This window comes from Morganella morganii (assembly GCF_019242955.1).
Lineage (GTDB): Bacteria > Pseudomonadota > Gammaproteobacteria > Enterobacterales > Enterobacteriaceae > Morganella > Morganella sibonii.
The window spans coordinates 2,581,423-2,595,946 of sequence record NZ_CP066129.1 but is presented as its reverse complement, the minus strand read 5'-3'; the positions used below and the strand labels follow the sequence as shown (position 1 = coordinate 2,595,946).

The following is a 14,524-nucleotide window of genomic DNA, read 5'->3' as shown; positions in this document are numbered from 1 at the left end:
TGAGTCCCGCAAACGGGATTATTGCCGGTATTATCCGGCAACATTTATATTCAATTTATTTAAATTTCCCTGACAATTATTTATATTTTATAACTATCGGTATAGTGCTGTTTAATACAGTGCACTGCTGATTATTTATAGGGTAATATTACGGAGGATGTCCTTATGACTGAGGAAAAATTTAAAATATATACCGATATTATCCGGGCCTGCCGGGACTATGAATATTTTACTAATAGTGATGCTGCGCAATATACCGGAACATCTGAAATTTTTATCCGGACATATACTACAATTTTGCATAAAATCGGCAGTCTGGTAAAAGTGGGAATGGTTAAACAGGGTCGGCATTATATTCCGCAATATGCTGTGGCACAGGACGCTGTCACGCGCCTGTACCGCTACGTTCGTGAAATCAGAGGTGAGCCTGAGCCGAATCCGGTAATGAAATGTCCGTCAAAAGGAATGAAGAGAATTAAATTTTGCGGAAAAACTGTCAGTAAAGCCTATATCTCTCCGGGATTCGGACGTTCTGCGATTACGGATATTGATTCCCGGTTAAAGGCCGTCAGAAATAAAGAGCCGGAAACAACGGTGCATTAGTTTTTATATTTAATCCATTATCTGAATTTACCTTTCAATAATATTTACGGAACACTCTGCAAGGGAGTGTATATGAGCATGTCAGATAAATATTCCGGGCCCGCAGCATATACCTGGGGGCTTATTACTTCTGTTCTGGGAGTGTTATCGCTGGATCAGTGGGCAGTCCTTATCGGGATTGTCTGTACCATTGGTACATTTTTTATCAATTGGTATTACCGGCGGAAAGAGTATCAGATAAAAGCCGGAGAACATCATGAATAATAATCTGAGCAAAAAAGCAGCTGCCGCCGCTGCAGGCGGTGCTGTTGCCGCTGCCCTGGTACTGATCACGGCCTATGAGGGGGTGGAATATAAACCTTACCGTGATGTGGCCGGAGTACTGACTGTCTGTTACGGGCATACCGGCGGTGATATTCAGACGGGAAAAATTTATACGGCTGATGAGTGCCGGGCGCTGCTGCACCGTGACCTTGAGAAAGTCCGCCGTGCTGTTGATCCGATGATTAAAGTCCCGGTTGACGATACAACCAGAGCCGCCATCTATTCTTTCGTGTATAACACCGGCCCCGGTGCATTCTCGCGTTCCGCGATGCTGCGTAAACTCAATGCCGGTGATATCGCCGGTGCGTGTGACGAAATGAAGCGCTGGACATTTGCGGGCGGTAAGCAGTGGCAGGGGCTGATTAACCGGCGCGAAACGGAGAATGCGGTATGTCGTGCAACCCTGTAGTGCTGATTATTGCCGCCATCATCTTACTGACAACCTGTCTGCTGGCAGGTTGTTATCTGTATTCACTTCCGGATTACTGCCGGCCTCTGCCGGGACATCCGCAGGCAGAAGTCATTCATTATCAGTGTGAAACATCATGAATATCCTGACAAAAATAGTGTCCGGTATCTGCATTGTGATATTGACCGGCCTGTTGCTGACCCTGCATCTGTACGGTGGCCTGAAAGACAACTACCGGGTACTAAAGGATAAATATGACCAGCAGCTGGCGGTCAATCATCTGACGCGGACAGCATTTATGGCCGGACACCGTATTGCACTCAGTAATATCCGGGTAAAGCAGGCGGAGGAAGCGGAACACATCAATGTTAAGACAATTATCAAAACAGAACTTAAAGAGAGTGAATGCGCTGCTGCTCCTGTTCCTGATGGTGTCACTGGCGGGTTGCAGCAATACGAAAGAGATATTCGTACCCGTGCCGTCAGTACCGGTTCCGGCTCATCTTCTCGCTGACTGCCCGCTGCCGGTTATCCCGGATGAACTGACTTACGGTGGCGCGATCCTGCTGCTGACCGATGCCATGAAATCAATTGCAGGCTGCAATCACGATAAGCAGGCAATACGTGAGTTTGAATATATGCGGGCGTCCGGAGCGGATTATAAGGTATCTCAATAATACTGTATATTTAAACAGTTCAATATTGAACAATGTTATTTGAGGATTAAAAAATGACAGAAGTAAAAAAGGGAACGTGTTGTGAGAATGGTCAGACAGTTATCAAGGTAATTGTTAACAACTGCTGTAAATGCGGATGTGAGTGTGAATGTCCGGAGCCGGAAAAACCGAAACCGACGTGTCCGCCGGAGCCGACATGTCCGCCGGTAACACCAACGTGTACATGTCCACCGATCACAACTCCGTCAGTGACAACCCCGAGGGCAACAACTCCGTGGGTGACAACCCCTGAAGTGACAACACCGGAGCCAGAAATTCCGACATACACAACACCACAATGGCCGCCGGTAACATACCCGAAAGTAACAACATCGGAATACCCAATACCTGTCGGAACAAACCCGCCGTAATGCAGTAGTATTTTTTAACTCTTTTCGCATAACGCCTCGCTAAATAGCGGGGCTTTTTTATGAATAACCCACAAGGTTAGATAGTTTTTCTTTGACCGGAGGTGAGCCGCTGGTAAATACCGGCCTATCTTGTCTGCAGGGAACAGTCCGGTTGTGACTCAATGTATTTCACTAATGCATTCGCAGGATGATTAAAAATACTCGCAGAACCTTACTGAAAGTCGAACCTGAGAAATCCTGTTATGAGCCGATGACATGGGTTCGCTCCTGCCCGTCTTTTCGGTACTGGAAACGACAGATTTTTCCGCCATCTTTTGAGATGAAAAGAAACAGCCCGCTACCAGCTGATAATCGGTATGATTTTTTTGGGGGTTTTGGTAACGGAGGGTAATGCGAGGTTACTCGGTCTTGGTGTCCCCTGCAGGAATCGAACCTGCAATTAGCCCTTAGGAGGGGCTTGTTATATCCATTTAACTAAGAGGACATGATGCCCGGCTGTATAGCCGGATTTACGGCGGGTCATATGTTACCGCTCAACCCCGTATTCTATCAAGTCTTTATTTCCGCTTTGTTTTTTCCGGTTTCCGGTTACTGGTGTATTTTTTGCCGGATACATCTGTTCAGGGTGTACAGATTGTGTACATTATTTGCGGAATGCCGGAGAACGGACGGTTCTCCCGGCTATCTTTTGGTAACCTGTTGTTTTAGCCACTGAATAAAGATATCTGCTTTCGGGTTACGCTTGTCGCCGAGCATCGCAAAATAATATCGCTGCCGGCATGTCAGTGAAATATCCCCGAAAGGCATCACCAGCATTTTGCTCTTAATACGTTTTTCCACCAGTTGCTTACGTCCCATCGCGACACCGGCATGATTCATCGCGGCCACAATTGCCAGGTCTGAACGATCAAAACAGAGATTACGCCGGTGAGGGAATAAATCAGGCTGATAGTGTTCACTCCACGCTTTCCATTCGTCGTAATCGGAGTTACTGCTCCATGCCTGGCGGTCATGTAATAACATGCAGTTCCTGAGCTGATGAAGATTGTTATGCAGATCATAACGCTCTGCATATTCGGGGCTGCATACCGGCACAATGGATTCTGACATCAAATCTTCGCAATAGAGATTCGGTCTTGACATATCATCGTAATAAATTGCGATATCAATACCATAGCCGCGAAAATTAACCTCGTCATTACCTGTTAACAGGTTCAGCTGAATAGCGGGGTACTGCTCTGTAAAATCCGCTATGCCCGGAATCAGCCAGCATTGTGCGAGTGACGGGCGGGAATAAACGGTTAATTCACCGGAGATTTCCTGATTCTTGATATCAATAATTTCCTGGTTGATATCATCCAGGTTTTTTCGTAAGGCCCAGTATATACGCTCACCATCTGACGTGAGTTCAATACGGCGGTGAAAACGTTCAAATAACCGGAAGCCCAGTTCGCTTTCAAGCATATTGATGCGGTGACTGACCGCACCGGGTGTCAGCGCCAGTTCCTGTGCTGCCAGTGCAAATGAGCTGTGCCGTGCCGCAGCTTCAAACGTATGCAGGCGTGATAACTGATGACTCGATACCCGTTTGTTTCGCCGCAGGAATCCTGATGGTTCATACGGATTCATATTCGATGTCATATCATCTCTCTTTTTTATTATGCGGACGTATTTTTCATAAAGAATACCGCGCTTAAGATGAATTGATATGATGCAATTCACGAAAAAATTACTTAATTTGACGAATATCACGCATTTGGATTAACTGAGCTAACCCAACGCCCCGCTTTCATCGTTTGTCACCCCTGAATATTTATTATCCAATAAAACCACAACAACAATACAGTCAGGGGTAGGATATGGACTCTACAATGTGGATGATCGGTACGCTGGTTTTCAGTATCTTGCTGATCATTATTTCAATTATTAAATTTAAGTTTCACCCGTTTTTAGCACTGCTGCTCACCAGCTTTTTTGTCGGGATCGCCATGAAAATGAATCCGCTGGAGATGGTCAGTGCCATCGAAGACGGGATTGGCGGGACACTCGGATTTTTGGCGGCGATTATCGGACTGGGAACGATACTCGGAAAGATGATGGAAATATCCGGCGCTGCCGAGCGAATCGGGATTACGCTGGAAAAATGCCGCTGGTTAAGCCCCGATGTCACCATGATCCTTATCGGTCTTATCTGTGGTATCACGCTGTTTGTCGAGGTCGGGGTTGTATTGCTTATCCCGCTGGCGTTTTCGATCGCCAAAAAAACAAATACGTCATTATTAAAACTGGCGATTCCGTTATGCACCGCGCTGATGGCCGTGCACTGTATTATTCCGCCGCACCCGGCGGCGTTGTTTGTCACGAATGAACTCGGTGCGGATATCGGAACGGTGATTGTGGCCGGGTTAGCTGTGGGGTTGGTTGCATCGCTGATTGGCGGGCCGTTGTTCCTGAAATTCCTTGGCGATCGTTTACCGTTCAAGGTCGTACCGGCTGCGTTTGCTGACCTGAAGGTACGTGAAGAAAAAGACTTACCGTCATTAGGTGCATCGTTATTTACGGTTCTGCTGCCGATTGTGCTCATGCTGGTTAAAACAACCGCAGATCTGAACATGAGTAAAGATAATCCGTTACTCACCTTTTTACAGTTTATCGGTAATCCGATAACCGCCATGTTTATCGCTGCGTTTGCCGCTTATTACATGCTGGGTATCCGCCGCAATATGGGAATGAGCGTTCTGCTCAGTAAGACGGAAGAGAGCTTTAGCTCGATTGCAAATATCTTATTAATCATCGGGGCCGGTGGTGCATTCAACGGCATCCTGAAAGGCAGCGGACTGAGTGATTCTCTGGCACTGGTGTTGTCCGGTATCGATATGCACCCGATTTTACTGGCCTGGCTGGTGGCTATTATTCTTCATGCCGCAGTCGGCTCTGCCACTGTCGCTATGATGGGCGCAACCGCGATTGTGGCTCCGCTGATGCCGCTGTATCCCCATATCAGCCCTGAAATTATGACCCTGGCTATCGGCTCCGGGGCAATCGGCTGCACCATCGTGACCGATTCCTTATTCTGGCTGGTGAAACAATATTGTAATGCCACGCTGTCTGAAACATTCCGTTATTACAGTGTCGCCACGCTGATTGCGTCAGTTGTCGCGCTGGCAGGCACCTTTGCACTTTCATTTGTGATTTAAAAGAGACTAATGATGACTCAGATTAATATTGAAAAGCTTATTGCTGATTACCCTTTGGTACAGGAACTGATTGATTTAAAACCGGTTACATGGTTTAACCCTGCTGTGACCACCACAGAAGCTGGTTTACCGTACGTGGGATTGACGATTGACGATGTAAAGGATGCGGAAGCCCGCTTAAACCGCTTTGCCCCGTATCTGATGAAAGCATTTCCTGAAACGCAGGCTATGCAGGGCATTATTGAGTCTGACACAGTTGCGATTCCTGATATGCAGGCCGCTCTTGAGGCGCGTTATCAGACACCGGTAGCCGGAAAAATGTTTCTTAAGAAAGACAGCCATCTGCCGATTTCCGGCTCGATAAAAGCGCGCGGCGGTATCTATGAAGTGCTTACCCATGCGGAAAAACTAGCGCTGGAAGCAGGGTTACTGTCAACCGGTGACGATTATGCGGTGTTATTCTCTGAAAAATTCCGGCAGTTTTTCAGTCAATATCGTATTGCCGTCGGGTCAACGGGTAACTTAGGGATGTCCATCGGTATTATGAGTGCAAAACTTGGCTTCAGTGTCAGTGTGCACATGTCTGCGGATGCCAGACAATGGAAAAAAGACAAATTACGCTCACATGGTGTGAATGTTGTTGAATATGAACAGGATTACAGCATTGCGGTGGAGCAGGGGCGCAAAGAGGCAGAAAAAGATCCATCCTGTTTCTTTATCGATGATGAAAACTCCGTCACGCTCTTTTTAGGTTATGCGGTTGCGGGTCTGCGGCTGAAAAAACAATTTGCTGAAAAGGGAATGACAGTCGATGAACAGCATCCGCTGTTTGTGTATTTACCCTGCGGTGTCGGCGGAGGCCCCGGCGGTGTTGCGTTCGGGTTAAAACTGGCATTTGGTGATGCGGTGCATTGCCTGTTTGCTGAACCGACACATTCGCCGTGTATGCTGCTTGGGGTGCATACCGGTCTTCATGATGCTATTTCGGTTCAGGAAATCGGCATTGATAATATTACCGCGGCGGACGGTCTGGCGGTCGGCCGGGCATCGGGATTTGTCGGCCGGGCAATGGAACGGCTGCTCGACGGCTATTACACGATTGACGACGCAGAAATGTATAACCTGTTGGGGTTACTTGATCAGACCGAAGCGATCAGGCTGGAGCCTTCTGCTTTAGCGGGTATGCCGGGGTGCATGCATGTGACCCGGAATGAAGCGTATTTACAGGCTAATGCGCTGACACCGGAAGTGATGGCAAATGCCACGCATCTGGTCTGGGCAACCGGCGGCGGAATGGTTCCTGAGGATGAAATGGCGAAATATTTATCTCAGGCCAAAAGCAACTGATAACGTGGTGATAGTCTGAACAGACCGGAACCGGTGCAATAAATGCCGGTTCCGGTATCCGGTGATTATTTCCGGCTCATTTCCTGTGATTTTTCGATCGCACTGCGGACACCGGCGATAACGGACTGACGCAGACCGGTTTCCTCCAGTTTTATTACCGCTTCAATCGTGGTACCGCCGGGAGAGCAGACCATATCTTTCAGTTCACCCGGATGTTTACCGGTTTCCAGCACCATTTTGGCAGCCCCCATCACGGTTTGTGCCGCAAACTCATAGGCCTGTTTGCGCGGCATTCCACCTGCCACTGCCGCATCGGACATCGCTTCAATAAACATAAAAACATAAGCGGGAGCGGAGCCGCTGACACCGATAACGGCATCAATCAGTGATTCCGGAACCCGTTCGGCACGGCCGAAACTGCGGCACAGCGACATAACCAGCTCAGTTTCTTCATCAGACAGAAAAGAATTGACGGTGACTGATGTCATACCTGCATTGACCAGAGCGGGGGTGTTCGGCATCAGGCGGACAACTTTGGCCTGTGACGGCAGAGCAGCTTCCAGGATTTCCAGTGTGACACCGGCGGCCATCGAAACAATAAGGGTATTCTGTTTCAGGCAGGGCGAAATATCCCGTAATACGCCGGGTACGGCATACGGTTTTACACCTATAAAAATAATATCGGATTGTTCCGCTACACGCTGAGCGTGCGATTCACCATGAACACCGAATTCCTGAGCCACACGGTCAGTACTGGCCGGGCTGTGGTTATGCACAAAAACAGTATCAGGGCTGATAATTTTTCCTGAAATCAGGCCATTAAGGATTGCTTTTCCCATATTTCCGCAACCAATAAATCCGATTTTTTTATTCATGATGGCTCCTGTATTGCCTGTAAAGACTGACCGGAAGAGCAGGATACCACTCTGCGGCGCCGGGGTAACCCGGTAATTTAGGCATGATTTACATACACAAATATACAAAATCCGGGTAATATTGACCTATTATAGATACGTGAAAGTGTAAAATTTGCTCACGTTTTGGCATGGAGAATCATATGAAGTATCAGGTTAGTGGCCTGACACTTGCTGCGGTGCTGCTGATTGGCGGGTGCGCAAGTTCGGATCAGACACCGGGAACGCGCAGTGATCCGCTTGAAGGGTTTAACCGCACAATGTTCGATTTTAACTATAATGTGCTGGATCCTTATGTGCTCAGACCTGTTGCGATGGCGTGGCGTGATTATGTGCCGGAACCGGCACGAAACGGTACCATCAACTTCCTCGGCAATCTCGAAGAACCGGCCAGTATGGTCAACAATTTTCTGCGCGGTGATTTTTATCAGGGATTCAAGCATTTTAACCGCTTTTTCCTGAATACGGTCTTCGGACTGGGCGGCCTGATTGATGTTGCGTCGATGGCGAACCCTGAGCTGGCAAAAACAGAACCTGCCCGTTTTGGTAATACCTTAGGAAACTACGGCGTCGGGTACGGGCCTTATGTGGTTATCCCTGGCTATGGCGGCTGGACTCCGCGTGTGGATGGTGGTGACTGGCTGGATACCACGTATCCGATGCTGAGTTATCTGACTATCTGGATGGGGGTCGGTAAATGGGCTATCGAAGGTATTGATAACCGTGCACAGGCACTGGATGCGGAAGGTGTGCTGCATAATTCCAGCGATCCGTATCTGATGATGCGTGAAGCCTATTTCCAGCGTAACGATTTCCTGGCGTCAGGCGGAGAACTGAAGGTACAGGAAAACCCGAACGCGGCAGCGATTGCGGATGATTTGGATTCTATCGACAGCGAATAATGTGCCGGTACAGATAAAGAAAAAGTTCTGGTCAGTGACCAGAACTTTTTTTATGTACGCAACCGGGAAAAATCAGAAGCTGTAGTTAAAGTTAACGCCGTATAACCAGGCTTTACCGGAGGAGCTGAATTCGTAATTAGGCATTTGCAGGTTCGGATTACCTAATTTACCGCCGATAGCTGCAAGCTGATCTTTACTCATCAGTGGTTCAGAAATATCGACTTTACGTCCGTGCATGTAGGCAACACCGACATCAACAGAGGCATCTTTGTTGAAGGCGTAGGTTGAACCCAGGCTGAACCAGATACGATCCTGATCCGGAATAGAGATGGAACGGTTATTCGCCGGAACCGGACTGTCATCAAAGGCAATACCACCACGGAAGGTCCAGTTATCATCGTGATAATAGGTGGTACCTAATGCTACACGGTACGCATTTTTAAAGCCTTCATGCTTTTCAAACAGAACGCCGCCGTTTCCTTTATCCGTTGCTTTCAGCTCCTGGAATGAATCCCAGCCGGTGTAAGCAAAGGTATAGTGAACAGCCCATTTTGGTGCAACACGATGATAAGCAGAGAGCTCCCAGATATCCGGTAAATTCAGATCCAGTTTACCCTTGGTGGAACGGTCAAGCAGACCCGGAATATTTTGGGTGAAATCACCATCTTTAAATTTCACGGTGACTTTGGAACGGTAAGTCAGGCTGAAACGGTTGTTTTTATCCAGTTCATATAACATACCGGCATTCCAGCCGTAGCCCCAGCCGTCACCTTTGAGTTTGGCAAGATTTGAGTTCGCAGGAATTTTTGCCAATGCCGGGTTTTTGGTGATCCCGGCTGCAACCCGGCCTAATTCACCGGTATGACGGGAAATTTCCGCATCGGCGTAAACCGCATTCAGCCCCAGACCAAAACTGAAATTGTCATTCAGACGGTAAGCACCCGCGACGTTAAAGTTAGCGGTAACGAGATCAGTTTTACCGCCGATGGCACCGGCGGAGTAGTTATCTTTGAACTCAGTTGCCAGACCGAAGTTTGTGGTGGTTGATGCGCCGACTGACCATTTTTCATTAATCGGCAAAATAAAATGCAGGTTCGGGACAACTGCGCTTGGTGCAATATCTTTGGCATCAGTGCTGTTGCCGGTCAGCGGGGACTTTCCGCTGATATCCACTGACGGGTTGATCAGGATCGCACCGGCGGACATGGACGGACGATCAAATAATGTCATTGCTGCCGGGTTGCGGCTGCCGACACTGGCATCATCTGCCACGGCACCTTCCCCTGAAAACGCACGTCCGAGTGCAGACGTGGAATATTCATTTAATTGAAAACCCGCAGCAAAAGCGTGTGTTGCTGTTAATGAAACTGCCACTGCCAATGCTGAACGAGTGAACAGGTTTTTCTGGTTCATGACCAAAACCCTCTTGTTTATTTTGTTTATGTACTACTTTGGTAGTCAGAAGTAGCGCTGGATTGTATGTTTGCTTGTGGATATGACAAATCAGACCAGTTGAGAGAGTATAGAATCAGTACACTTAAATGTTATTTTTTTGTACTGAAATAAGCGGATTGAGATGCAAAAATGCGATTTAGATTACAATATTTTAACATTTATGGTTTTTTTAAGGCCGAAAAGTGGCTTTAGCCCGAGTAGATCAAACATTAGATTGAATTATTATGGTTTACTTTGATAAATGGTATGATTCAGTACTAATACTGCAGGCTATTTTTAACTAACGGGAGACTGAAATGGCTGACGAAAAAAAAACTGTGCAGCGCAGAAGAAACCTCAGCATGCTGCTGTGTGGATGTAGGCACTATTATTGATAACGAAAGCTGCACCTCTTCTTTCGAGCGCGTATTTGCATCTAAAGCCGATGCTGAGCAGATGATGGCAACACTGACTGCCAAAGCAAATGCAGCTGCATCTGAACCATGCAAAATCCACAGCGAATATAAAGAAACGGCTGACGGCGTTGAGCTGAAAGCGGATTTCACTTTCAGCTGCCAGGCTGAAACATTGATCTTTGAACTGGGTCTGCGTTAATTCATCAGAATAATACGCAAACTGAATTCAGGCCTCCGGTAAATACGGGGGCCTTTTTTATTACCTTCTGCTATACAAAAAGTTTATTTCCCTGAGCAACCTCGCACTTTTCAGTTATTCACATTGCGTGAATGCAACATGATGTTAACAATATCATCAGGTCAGACCACCGGCGGTTCGTGATAACCTCTCATCATGTAAGGATGAACGAATGAAGCAGGCACAGGCAGAGCGTATTGCAATTGTTGACGGATTACGGACACCGTTTGCCCGTCAGTCCACGGTATACCGTGATATTCCTGCGGTTGAACTGGGCCGGGCTGTGGTGCAGGAACTTCTTTTCCGTCAGTCATTTCCGGCAGAACTGGTTGATCTTGTCGTTTTCGGTCAGGTGATACAAATGCCTGCCGCACCCAATATCGCCCGCGAAATTGTTCTCAGTGCCGGATTGCCGGTGACAACAGATGCGTACTCGGTGACCCGCGCCTGCGCCACCAGTTTTCAGGCGATTGCCAATGCGGCGCAGGCAATACAATGCGGGCAGAGTCAGATAGCGGTGGCGGGCGGGGCGGACTCGGCGTCTGTCCTGCCGATTGGCGTGTCACGCAAACTGGCAGGGGTATTACTGGATCTCAGTAAAGCCCGGACAGTCTCTCAGAAGCTCCGGTTACTGGCGGCTCTGCGGCCGCGGGACCTTCTGCCTGTGGCTCCGGCGGTGGCTGAATATTCCACCGGTCTGCGTATGGGCGATACTGCCGAACAGATGGCGAAGCGTTACCATATCAGCCGTGAAGCGCAGGATGCGTTTGCGCATCAGTCACATCTGGCTGCCACACAGGCGTGGACATCCGGTGTGCTGCGCGATGAAGTGATGATCGCCCGTTTTCCGCCGTTCAGTCAGATCTGTGAAGAAGACAATACATTACGGAAAAATTCGCTGGCCGGCAGTTATGCCCAACTGAAACCGGCATTTGATAAACGCCACGGCACAGTCACCGCAGCAAACAGCACGCCACTGACAGACGGTGCGGCCGCTGTGCTGATGATGACAGAAAACCGCGCCCGGGAACTCGGGCTGACCCCGCTGGGGTTTCTGCGCAGCTATGCATTTACGGGCAATACCGTTCAGGAAGATATGCTGCTGGGGCCATCATATGCTGCCCCGCAGGCACTTGATCGTGCCGGGCTGGCATTATCCGACCTGACGCTGATTGATATGCATGAAGCGTTTGCCGCTCAGGTTCTGACTAATCTGCATTGTTTTGCCAGCGGGGACTTTGCCCGTGACAAACTCAACCGGACATCGGCAATTGGTGAAGTGGACCCGGCGCGGTTTAATGTGCTCGGCGGATCGATTGCTTACGGACACCCTTTTGCGGCAACCGGTGCCCGGATGGTGACACAGACACTGCGGGAACTGAAGCGGCGGGGTGGCGGTTTTGCAATGACTACGGCTTGTGCCGCGGGCGGTCTTGGTGTGGCGATGATCTGGGAAACGGAATAAGACGGGAGACTGATGATGACACAGCATGATGAAACACCTTCTGCTTTCCGCCTGACAGTGCGTCCGGATCACACCGGCGTTATCACCATTGATGTCCCCGGTGAGAAAGTAAATACCCTGAAGGCTGAATTCGCTGAACAGTTCGAAGCGGTGCTGCGGGATGCCCGCAAAATTCCGGGACTGCGGGCGATGGTGATTATCTCCGGCAAGCCGGATACCTTTATTGCCGGGGCGGATATTCATATGATTGCCGGGTGTACTGAGGCTTCACAGGCTCAGGCGCTTTCTGAATCCGGGCAACGGTTATTTAATCTGATTGAAAATTATCCGCTGCCGGTTGTTGCCGCTATTCACGGCAGTTGTCTCGGAGGCGGGCTGGAACTGGCTATGGCCTGCCGCAGTCGTGTTGTCTCTGACAGCGATAAAACCCGGCTCGGTCTGCCGGAAGTTCAGCTGGGGCTGTTGCCCGGTTCCGGCGGTACACAGCGTCTTCCTGCACTGATCGGGCTGACGGCGGCTCTGGATATGATGCTGACCGGGCGGCAGTTGCGGACAAAACAAGCCGTTAAAATACGGCTGGCCGATGATATTGTACCGCCGGAAATTTTACTGGAAACAGCGGTTGCCCGCGCATTGTCGGCAAATCCTGCACAGCGTGCTCCGGTGCCGTTCCGGCAAAAAATAATGAAAATGAAAGGGATACGGGATATCCTTTTCCGTATAATCCGCAAACAGGTTCGCCGCCGCACCTGCGGGCACTATCCGGCGGCTGAGCAGATTATTGATGTGGTACAGTGCGGACAGGAAAAAGGGCGGGATGCCGGGTTTAACGCCGAGGCGGCTGCATTTGGTAAACTGGCGGTCACACCGGTATCCGGCGCACTCCGCCATCTCTTTTTTGCCTCAACAGCGCTGAAAAAAGATATAGCGGATGGCGTAAAACCAGCAGAATTACACCATGTGGCAGTGCTGGGTGGCGGGCTGATGGGCGCCGGAATAGCCGCAATCACCTGCCAGCGTGCCGGGTTGCCGGTCAGAATTAAAGATGTTTCACAAGAGGGGGTCAGTAAAGCACTGGCCTTTTTCTGGCAGCATCTGAGCAGGCAGGTGAAACGCAGACGTCTTTCCCCGCGTGAGCGGACACAACTGATGCACGGAATGACCGGCACCACGGATTACAGAGGATTTCACCGTATTGATTTTGTGGCGGAAGCGGTTTTTGAATCCCTGTCACTCAAACAGCAAATGATCGCGGAAACAGAAGCCGTGACATCTCCGGATACTATTTTTGCCTCGAATACCTCGTCACTGCCCATTCGTGATATTGCTGCAAAGGCGTTACGACCTGAAAAAATCATCGGACTGCACTATTTCAGCCCGGCCGAAAAAATGCCGCTGGCGGAAATTATTCCTCATGAGGGCACCGATGCAATAACACTGGCGACCACATTGCAACTGGCGCGCAAACAGGGAAAAACAGCGATTGTGGTCGGCGATAAAGCCGGATTTTATGTTAACCGCATCCTGGCGCCGTATATTACGGAAGCACTGCATTGTCTGGTTGAAGGTGAACCGGCAGAAAAAATCGACAAGGCACTGACAGATTTCGGCTTTCCGTTAGGGCCGGTAGCACTGCTGGATGAAGTGGGGATCGATGTCGGCACCAAAATTATGCCGGTACTGGAGACCGCATTTGGTGAGCGGTTTGCACTGCCGCCGCAGCTGGATGCCCTTTTCCGCGATAACCGTCTGGGGAAGAAAAACAAACGCGGTTTTTATGATTACACACCAGTACCGTGGTGGAAACGCTGTGGCCGGAAGACACCGCGTAAAGCTGACAAACAGATCTATCCGCTGCTGGGTATTACCGTGCGGGAACGCCTGACACCACAGGAAATCACAGAGCGCTGCCTGATGATGATGCTCAATGAAGCCGTGAGGGCACTGGATGAACAGGTTATCCGTTCCCCGGCAGACGGCGATATCGGCGCGGTCTTCGGTATCGGTTTTCCGCCGTTCCTTGGCGGGCCGTTTTACTATATGGACAGCCTGTCCGCAGCCGTTATGACAGAAAAACTGACAGCACTGGCTGCCCGTTACGGTGACCGTTTCATACCGTGTAAGGCGTTACGGCAACGTGCAGCGGATAAGCGCCGGTTTTACTGAGAAATTACGGTGAGACGACAGT

The 14,524-nt window shown here is 49.4% G+C and carries 14 protein-coding genes and 1 tRNA gene; 11 read left to right on the top strand and 4 right to left on the bottom strand.

The genetic code is table 11. The features are described from left to right. Nucleotides 1–675: 675 nt before the first annotated feature. The 5 genes from JC793_RS12060 to lysC are packed head-to-tail and all read left to right on the top strand — an operon-like array spanning nt 676 to nt 2,013. Nucleotides 676–867 carry a phage holin family protein gene (locus JC793_RS12060; protein ID WP_046893979.1) on the top strand — a complete coding sequence of 64 codons (192 nt, stop codon included), beginning with the start codon at nt 676–678 and terminating at the stop codon, nt 865–867. Then, nucleotides 860–1,336, top strand: coding sequence for a lysozyme (locus JC793_RS12055; protein WP_112549535.1), 477 nt, complete (start codon nt 860–862; stop codon nt 1,334–1,336). Before JC793_RS12060 ends, JC793_RS12055 begins: the two co-directional genes overlap by 8 nt. Then, complete coding sequence (locus JC793_RS12050; protein WP_166708131.1) at nt 1,318–1,476, top strand: hypothetical protein; 159 nt, start codon at nt 1,318–1,320, stop codon at nt 1,474–1,476. The genes JC793_RS12055 and JC793_RS12050 overlap by 19 nt, the downstream gene beginning before the upstream one ends. Further along, nucleotides 1,473–1,850 (top strand): hypothetical protein, encoded by a 378-nt coding sequence (locus tag JC793_RS12045; RefSeq protein WP_166708130.1) that lies wholly within the window; start codon nt 1,473–1,475, stop codon nt 1,848–1,850. The genes JC793_RS12050 and JC793_RS12045 overlap by 4 nt, the downstream gene beginning before the upstream one ends. Further along, nucleotides 1,813–2,013 carry an Rz1-like lysis system protein LysC gene (gene lysC, locus JC793_RS12040; protein ID WP_218426283.1) on the top strand — a complete coding sequence of 67 codons (201 nt, stop codon included), beginning with the start codon at nt 1,813–1,815 and terminating at the stop codon, nt 2,011–2,013. The genes JC793_RS12045 and lysC overlap by 38 nt, the downstream gene beginning before the upstream one ends. Nucleotides 2,014–2,832: 819 nt before the next feature. Here lysC and JC793_RS12035 read toward each other — a convergent pair. Both JC793_RS12035 and dsdC read right to left on the bottom strand, forming a co-directional pair. Further along, nucleotides 2,833–2,907 (bottom strand) — tRNA-Arg (locus JC793_RS12035). 197 nt (nt 2,908–3,104) lie between these two features. Beyond that, nucleotides 3,105–4,064: a DNA-binding transcriptional regulator DsdC gene (gene dsdC / locus JC793_RS12030; protein ID WP_218426282.1), complete on the bottom strand. Its 960-nt coding sequence runs from the start codon at nt 4,062–4,064 to the stop codon at nt 3,105–3,107. Nucleotides 4,065–4,282: 218 nt separating this feature from the next. Between dsdC and dsdX the strand changes: the two genes are divergently transcribed. Then, nucleotides 4,283–5,620: a D-serine transporter DsdX gene (gene dsdX, locus JC793_RS12025; RefSeq protein ID WP_052927009.1), complete on the top strand. Its 1,338-nt coding sequence runs from the start codon at nt 4,283–4,285 to the stop codon at nt 5,618–5,620. Nucleotides 5,621–5,632: 12 nt separating this feature from the next. Then, a complete protein-coding gene (gene dsdA / locus JC793_RS12020) occupies nt 5,633–6,967 on the top strand; it encodes a D-serine ammonia-lyase (protein WP_218428418.1) in 1,335 nt (444 codons plus the stop codon). A gap of 65 nt (nt 6,968–7,032) precedes the next feature. Here dsdA and proC read toward each other — a convergent pair whose 3' ends face one another. Beyond that, nucleotides 7,033–7,842, bottom strand: coding sequence for a pyrroline-5-carboxylate reductase (gene proC, locus JC793_RS12015; protein ID WP_218426281.1), 810 nt, complete (start codon nt 7,840–7,842; stop codon nt 7,033–7,035). A 182-nt stretch (nt 7,843–8,024) separates the two neighbouring features. Between proC and mlaA the strand changes: the two genes are divergently transcribed. Continuing rightward, the gene (mlaA, locus tag JC793_RS12010; RefSeq protein ID WP_052927011.1) at nt 8,025–8,783 is read left to right on the top strand and encodes a phospholipid-binding lipoprotein MlaA; all 759 of its coding nucleotides are present in this window, start codon (nt 8,025–8,027) and stop codon (nt 8,781–8,783) included. Nucleotides 8,784–8,855: 72 nt separating this feature from the next. Here the strand turns inward: mlaA and fadL are convergent, their stop codons facing one another. Next, nucleotides 8,856–10,196, bottom strand: coding sequence for a long-chain fatty acid transporter FadL (gene fadL, locus JC793_RS12005; protein WP_218426280.1), 1,341 nt, complete (start codon nt 10,194–10,196; stop codon nt 8,856–8,858). 393 nt (nt 10,197–10,589) lie between these two features. Between fadL and JC793_RS12000 the strand changes: the two genes are divergently transcribed. The 3 genes from JC793_RS12000 (at nt 10,590) to fadJ (ending at nt 14,502) form a co-directional block, all read left to right on the top strand. Then, complete coding sequence (locus tag JC793_RS12000; RefSeq protein WP_247717086.1) at nt 10,590–10,832, top strand: YfcZ/YiiS family protein; 243 nt, start codon at nt 10,590–10,592, stop codon at nt 10,830–10,832. A gap of 211 nt (nt 10,833–11,043) precedes the next feature. Beyond that, nucleotides 11,044–12,336 (top strand): acetyl-CoA C-acyltransferase FadI, encoded by a 1,293-nt coding sequence (gene fadI / locus JC793_RS11995; RefSeq protein WP_218426279.1) that lies wholly within the window; start codon nt 11,044–11,046, stop codon nt 12,334–12,336. Between the two features lie 12 nt (nt 12,337–12,348). Then, nucleotides 12,349–14,502: a fatty acid oxidation complex subunit alpha FadJ gene (fadJ, locus tag JC793_RS11990; protein ID WP_218426278.1), complete on the top strand. Its 2,154-nt coding sequence runs from the start codon at nt 12,349–12,351 to the stop codon at nt 14,500–14,502. The last annotated feature ends 22 nt before the right edge of the window (nt 14,503–14,524 follow it).

Bases quoted from the DNA above. Each gene is read 5' to 3' on its own strand.
- fadJ (WP_218426278.1), top strand. From the start codon at position 12,349: ATGATGACACAGCATGATGAAACACCTTCTGCTTTCCGCCTGACAGTG.
- JC793_RS12045 (WP_166708130.1), top strand. From the start codon at position 1,473: ATGAATATCCTGACAAAAATAGTGTCCGGTATCTGCATTGTGATATTG.
- JC793_RS12050 (WP_166708131.1), top strand. From the start codon at position 1,318: ATGTCGTGCAACCCTGTAGTGCTGATTATTGCCGCCATCATCTTACTG.
- fadI (WP_218426279.1), top strand. From the start codon at position 11,044: ATGAAGCAGGCACAGGCAGAGCGTATTGCAATTGTTGACGGATTACGG.
- mlaA (WP_052927011.1), top strand. From the start codon at position 8,025: ATGAAGTATCAGGTTAGTGGCCTGACACTTGCTGCGGTGCTGCTGATT.
- dsdC (WP_218426282.1), bottom strand. From the start codon at position 4,064: ATGACATCGAATATGAATCCGTATGAACCATCAGGATTCCTGCGGCGA.
- JC793_RS12055 (WP_112549535.1), top strand. From the start codon at position 860: ATGAATAATAATCTGAGCAAAAAAGCAGCTGCCGCCGCTGCAGGCGGT.
- proC (WP_218426281.1), bottom strand. From the start codon at position 7,842: ATGAATAAAAAAATCGGATTTATTGGTTGCGGAAATATGGGAAAAGCA.
- JC793_RS12060 (WP_046893979.1), top strand. From the start codon at position 676: ATGAGCATGTCAGATAAATATTCCGGGCCCGCAGCATATACCTGGGGG.
- fadL (WP_218426280.1), bottom strand. From the start codon at position 10,196: ATGAACCAGAAAAACCTGTTCACTCGTTCAGCATTGGCAGTGGCAGTT.
- dsdA (WP_218428418.1), top strand. From the start codon at position 5,633: ATGACTCAGATTAATATTGAAAAGCTTATTGCTGATTACCCTTTGGTA.
- dsdX (WP_052927009.1), top strand. From the start codon at position 4,283: ATGGACTCTACAATGTGGATGATCGGTACGCTGGTTTTCAGTATCTTG.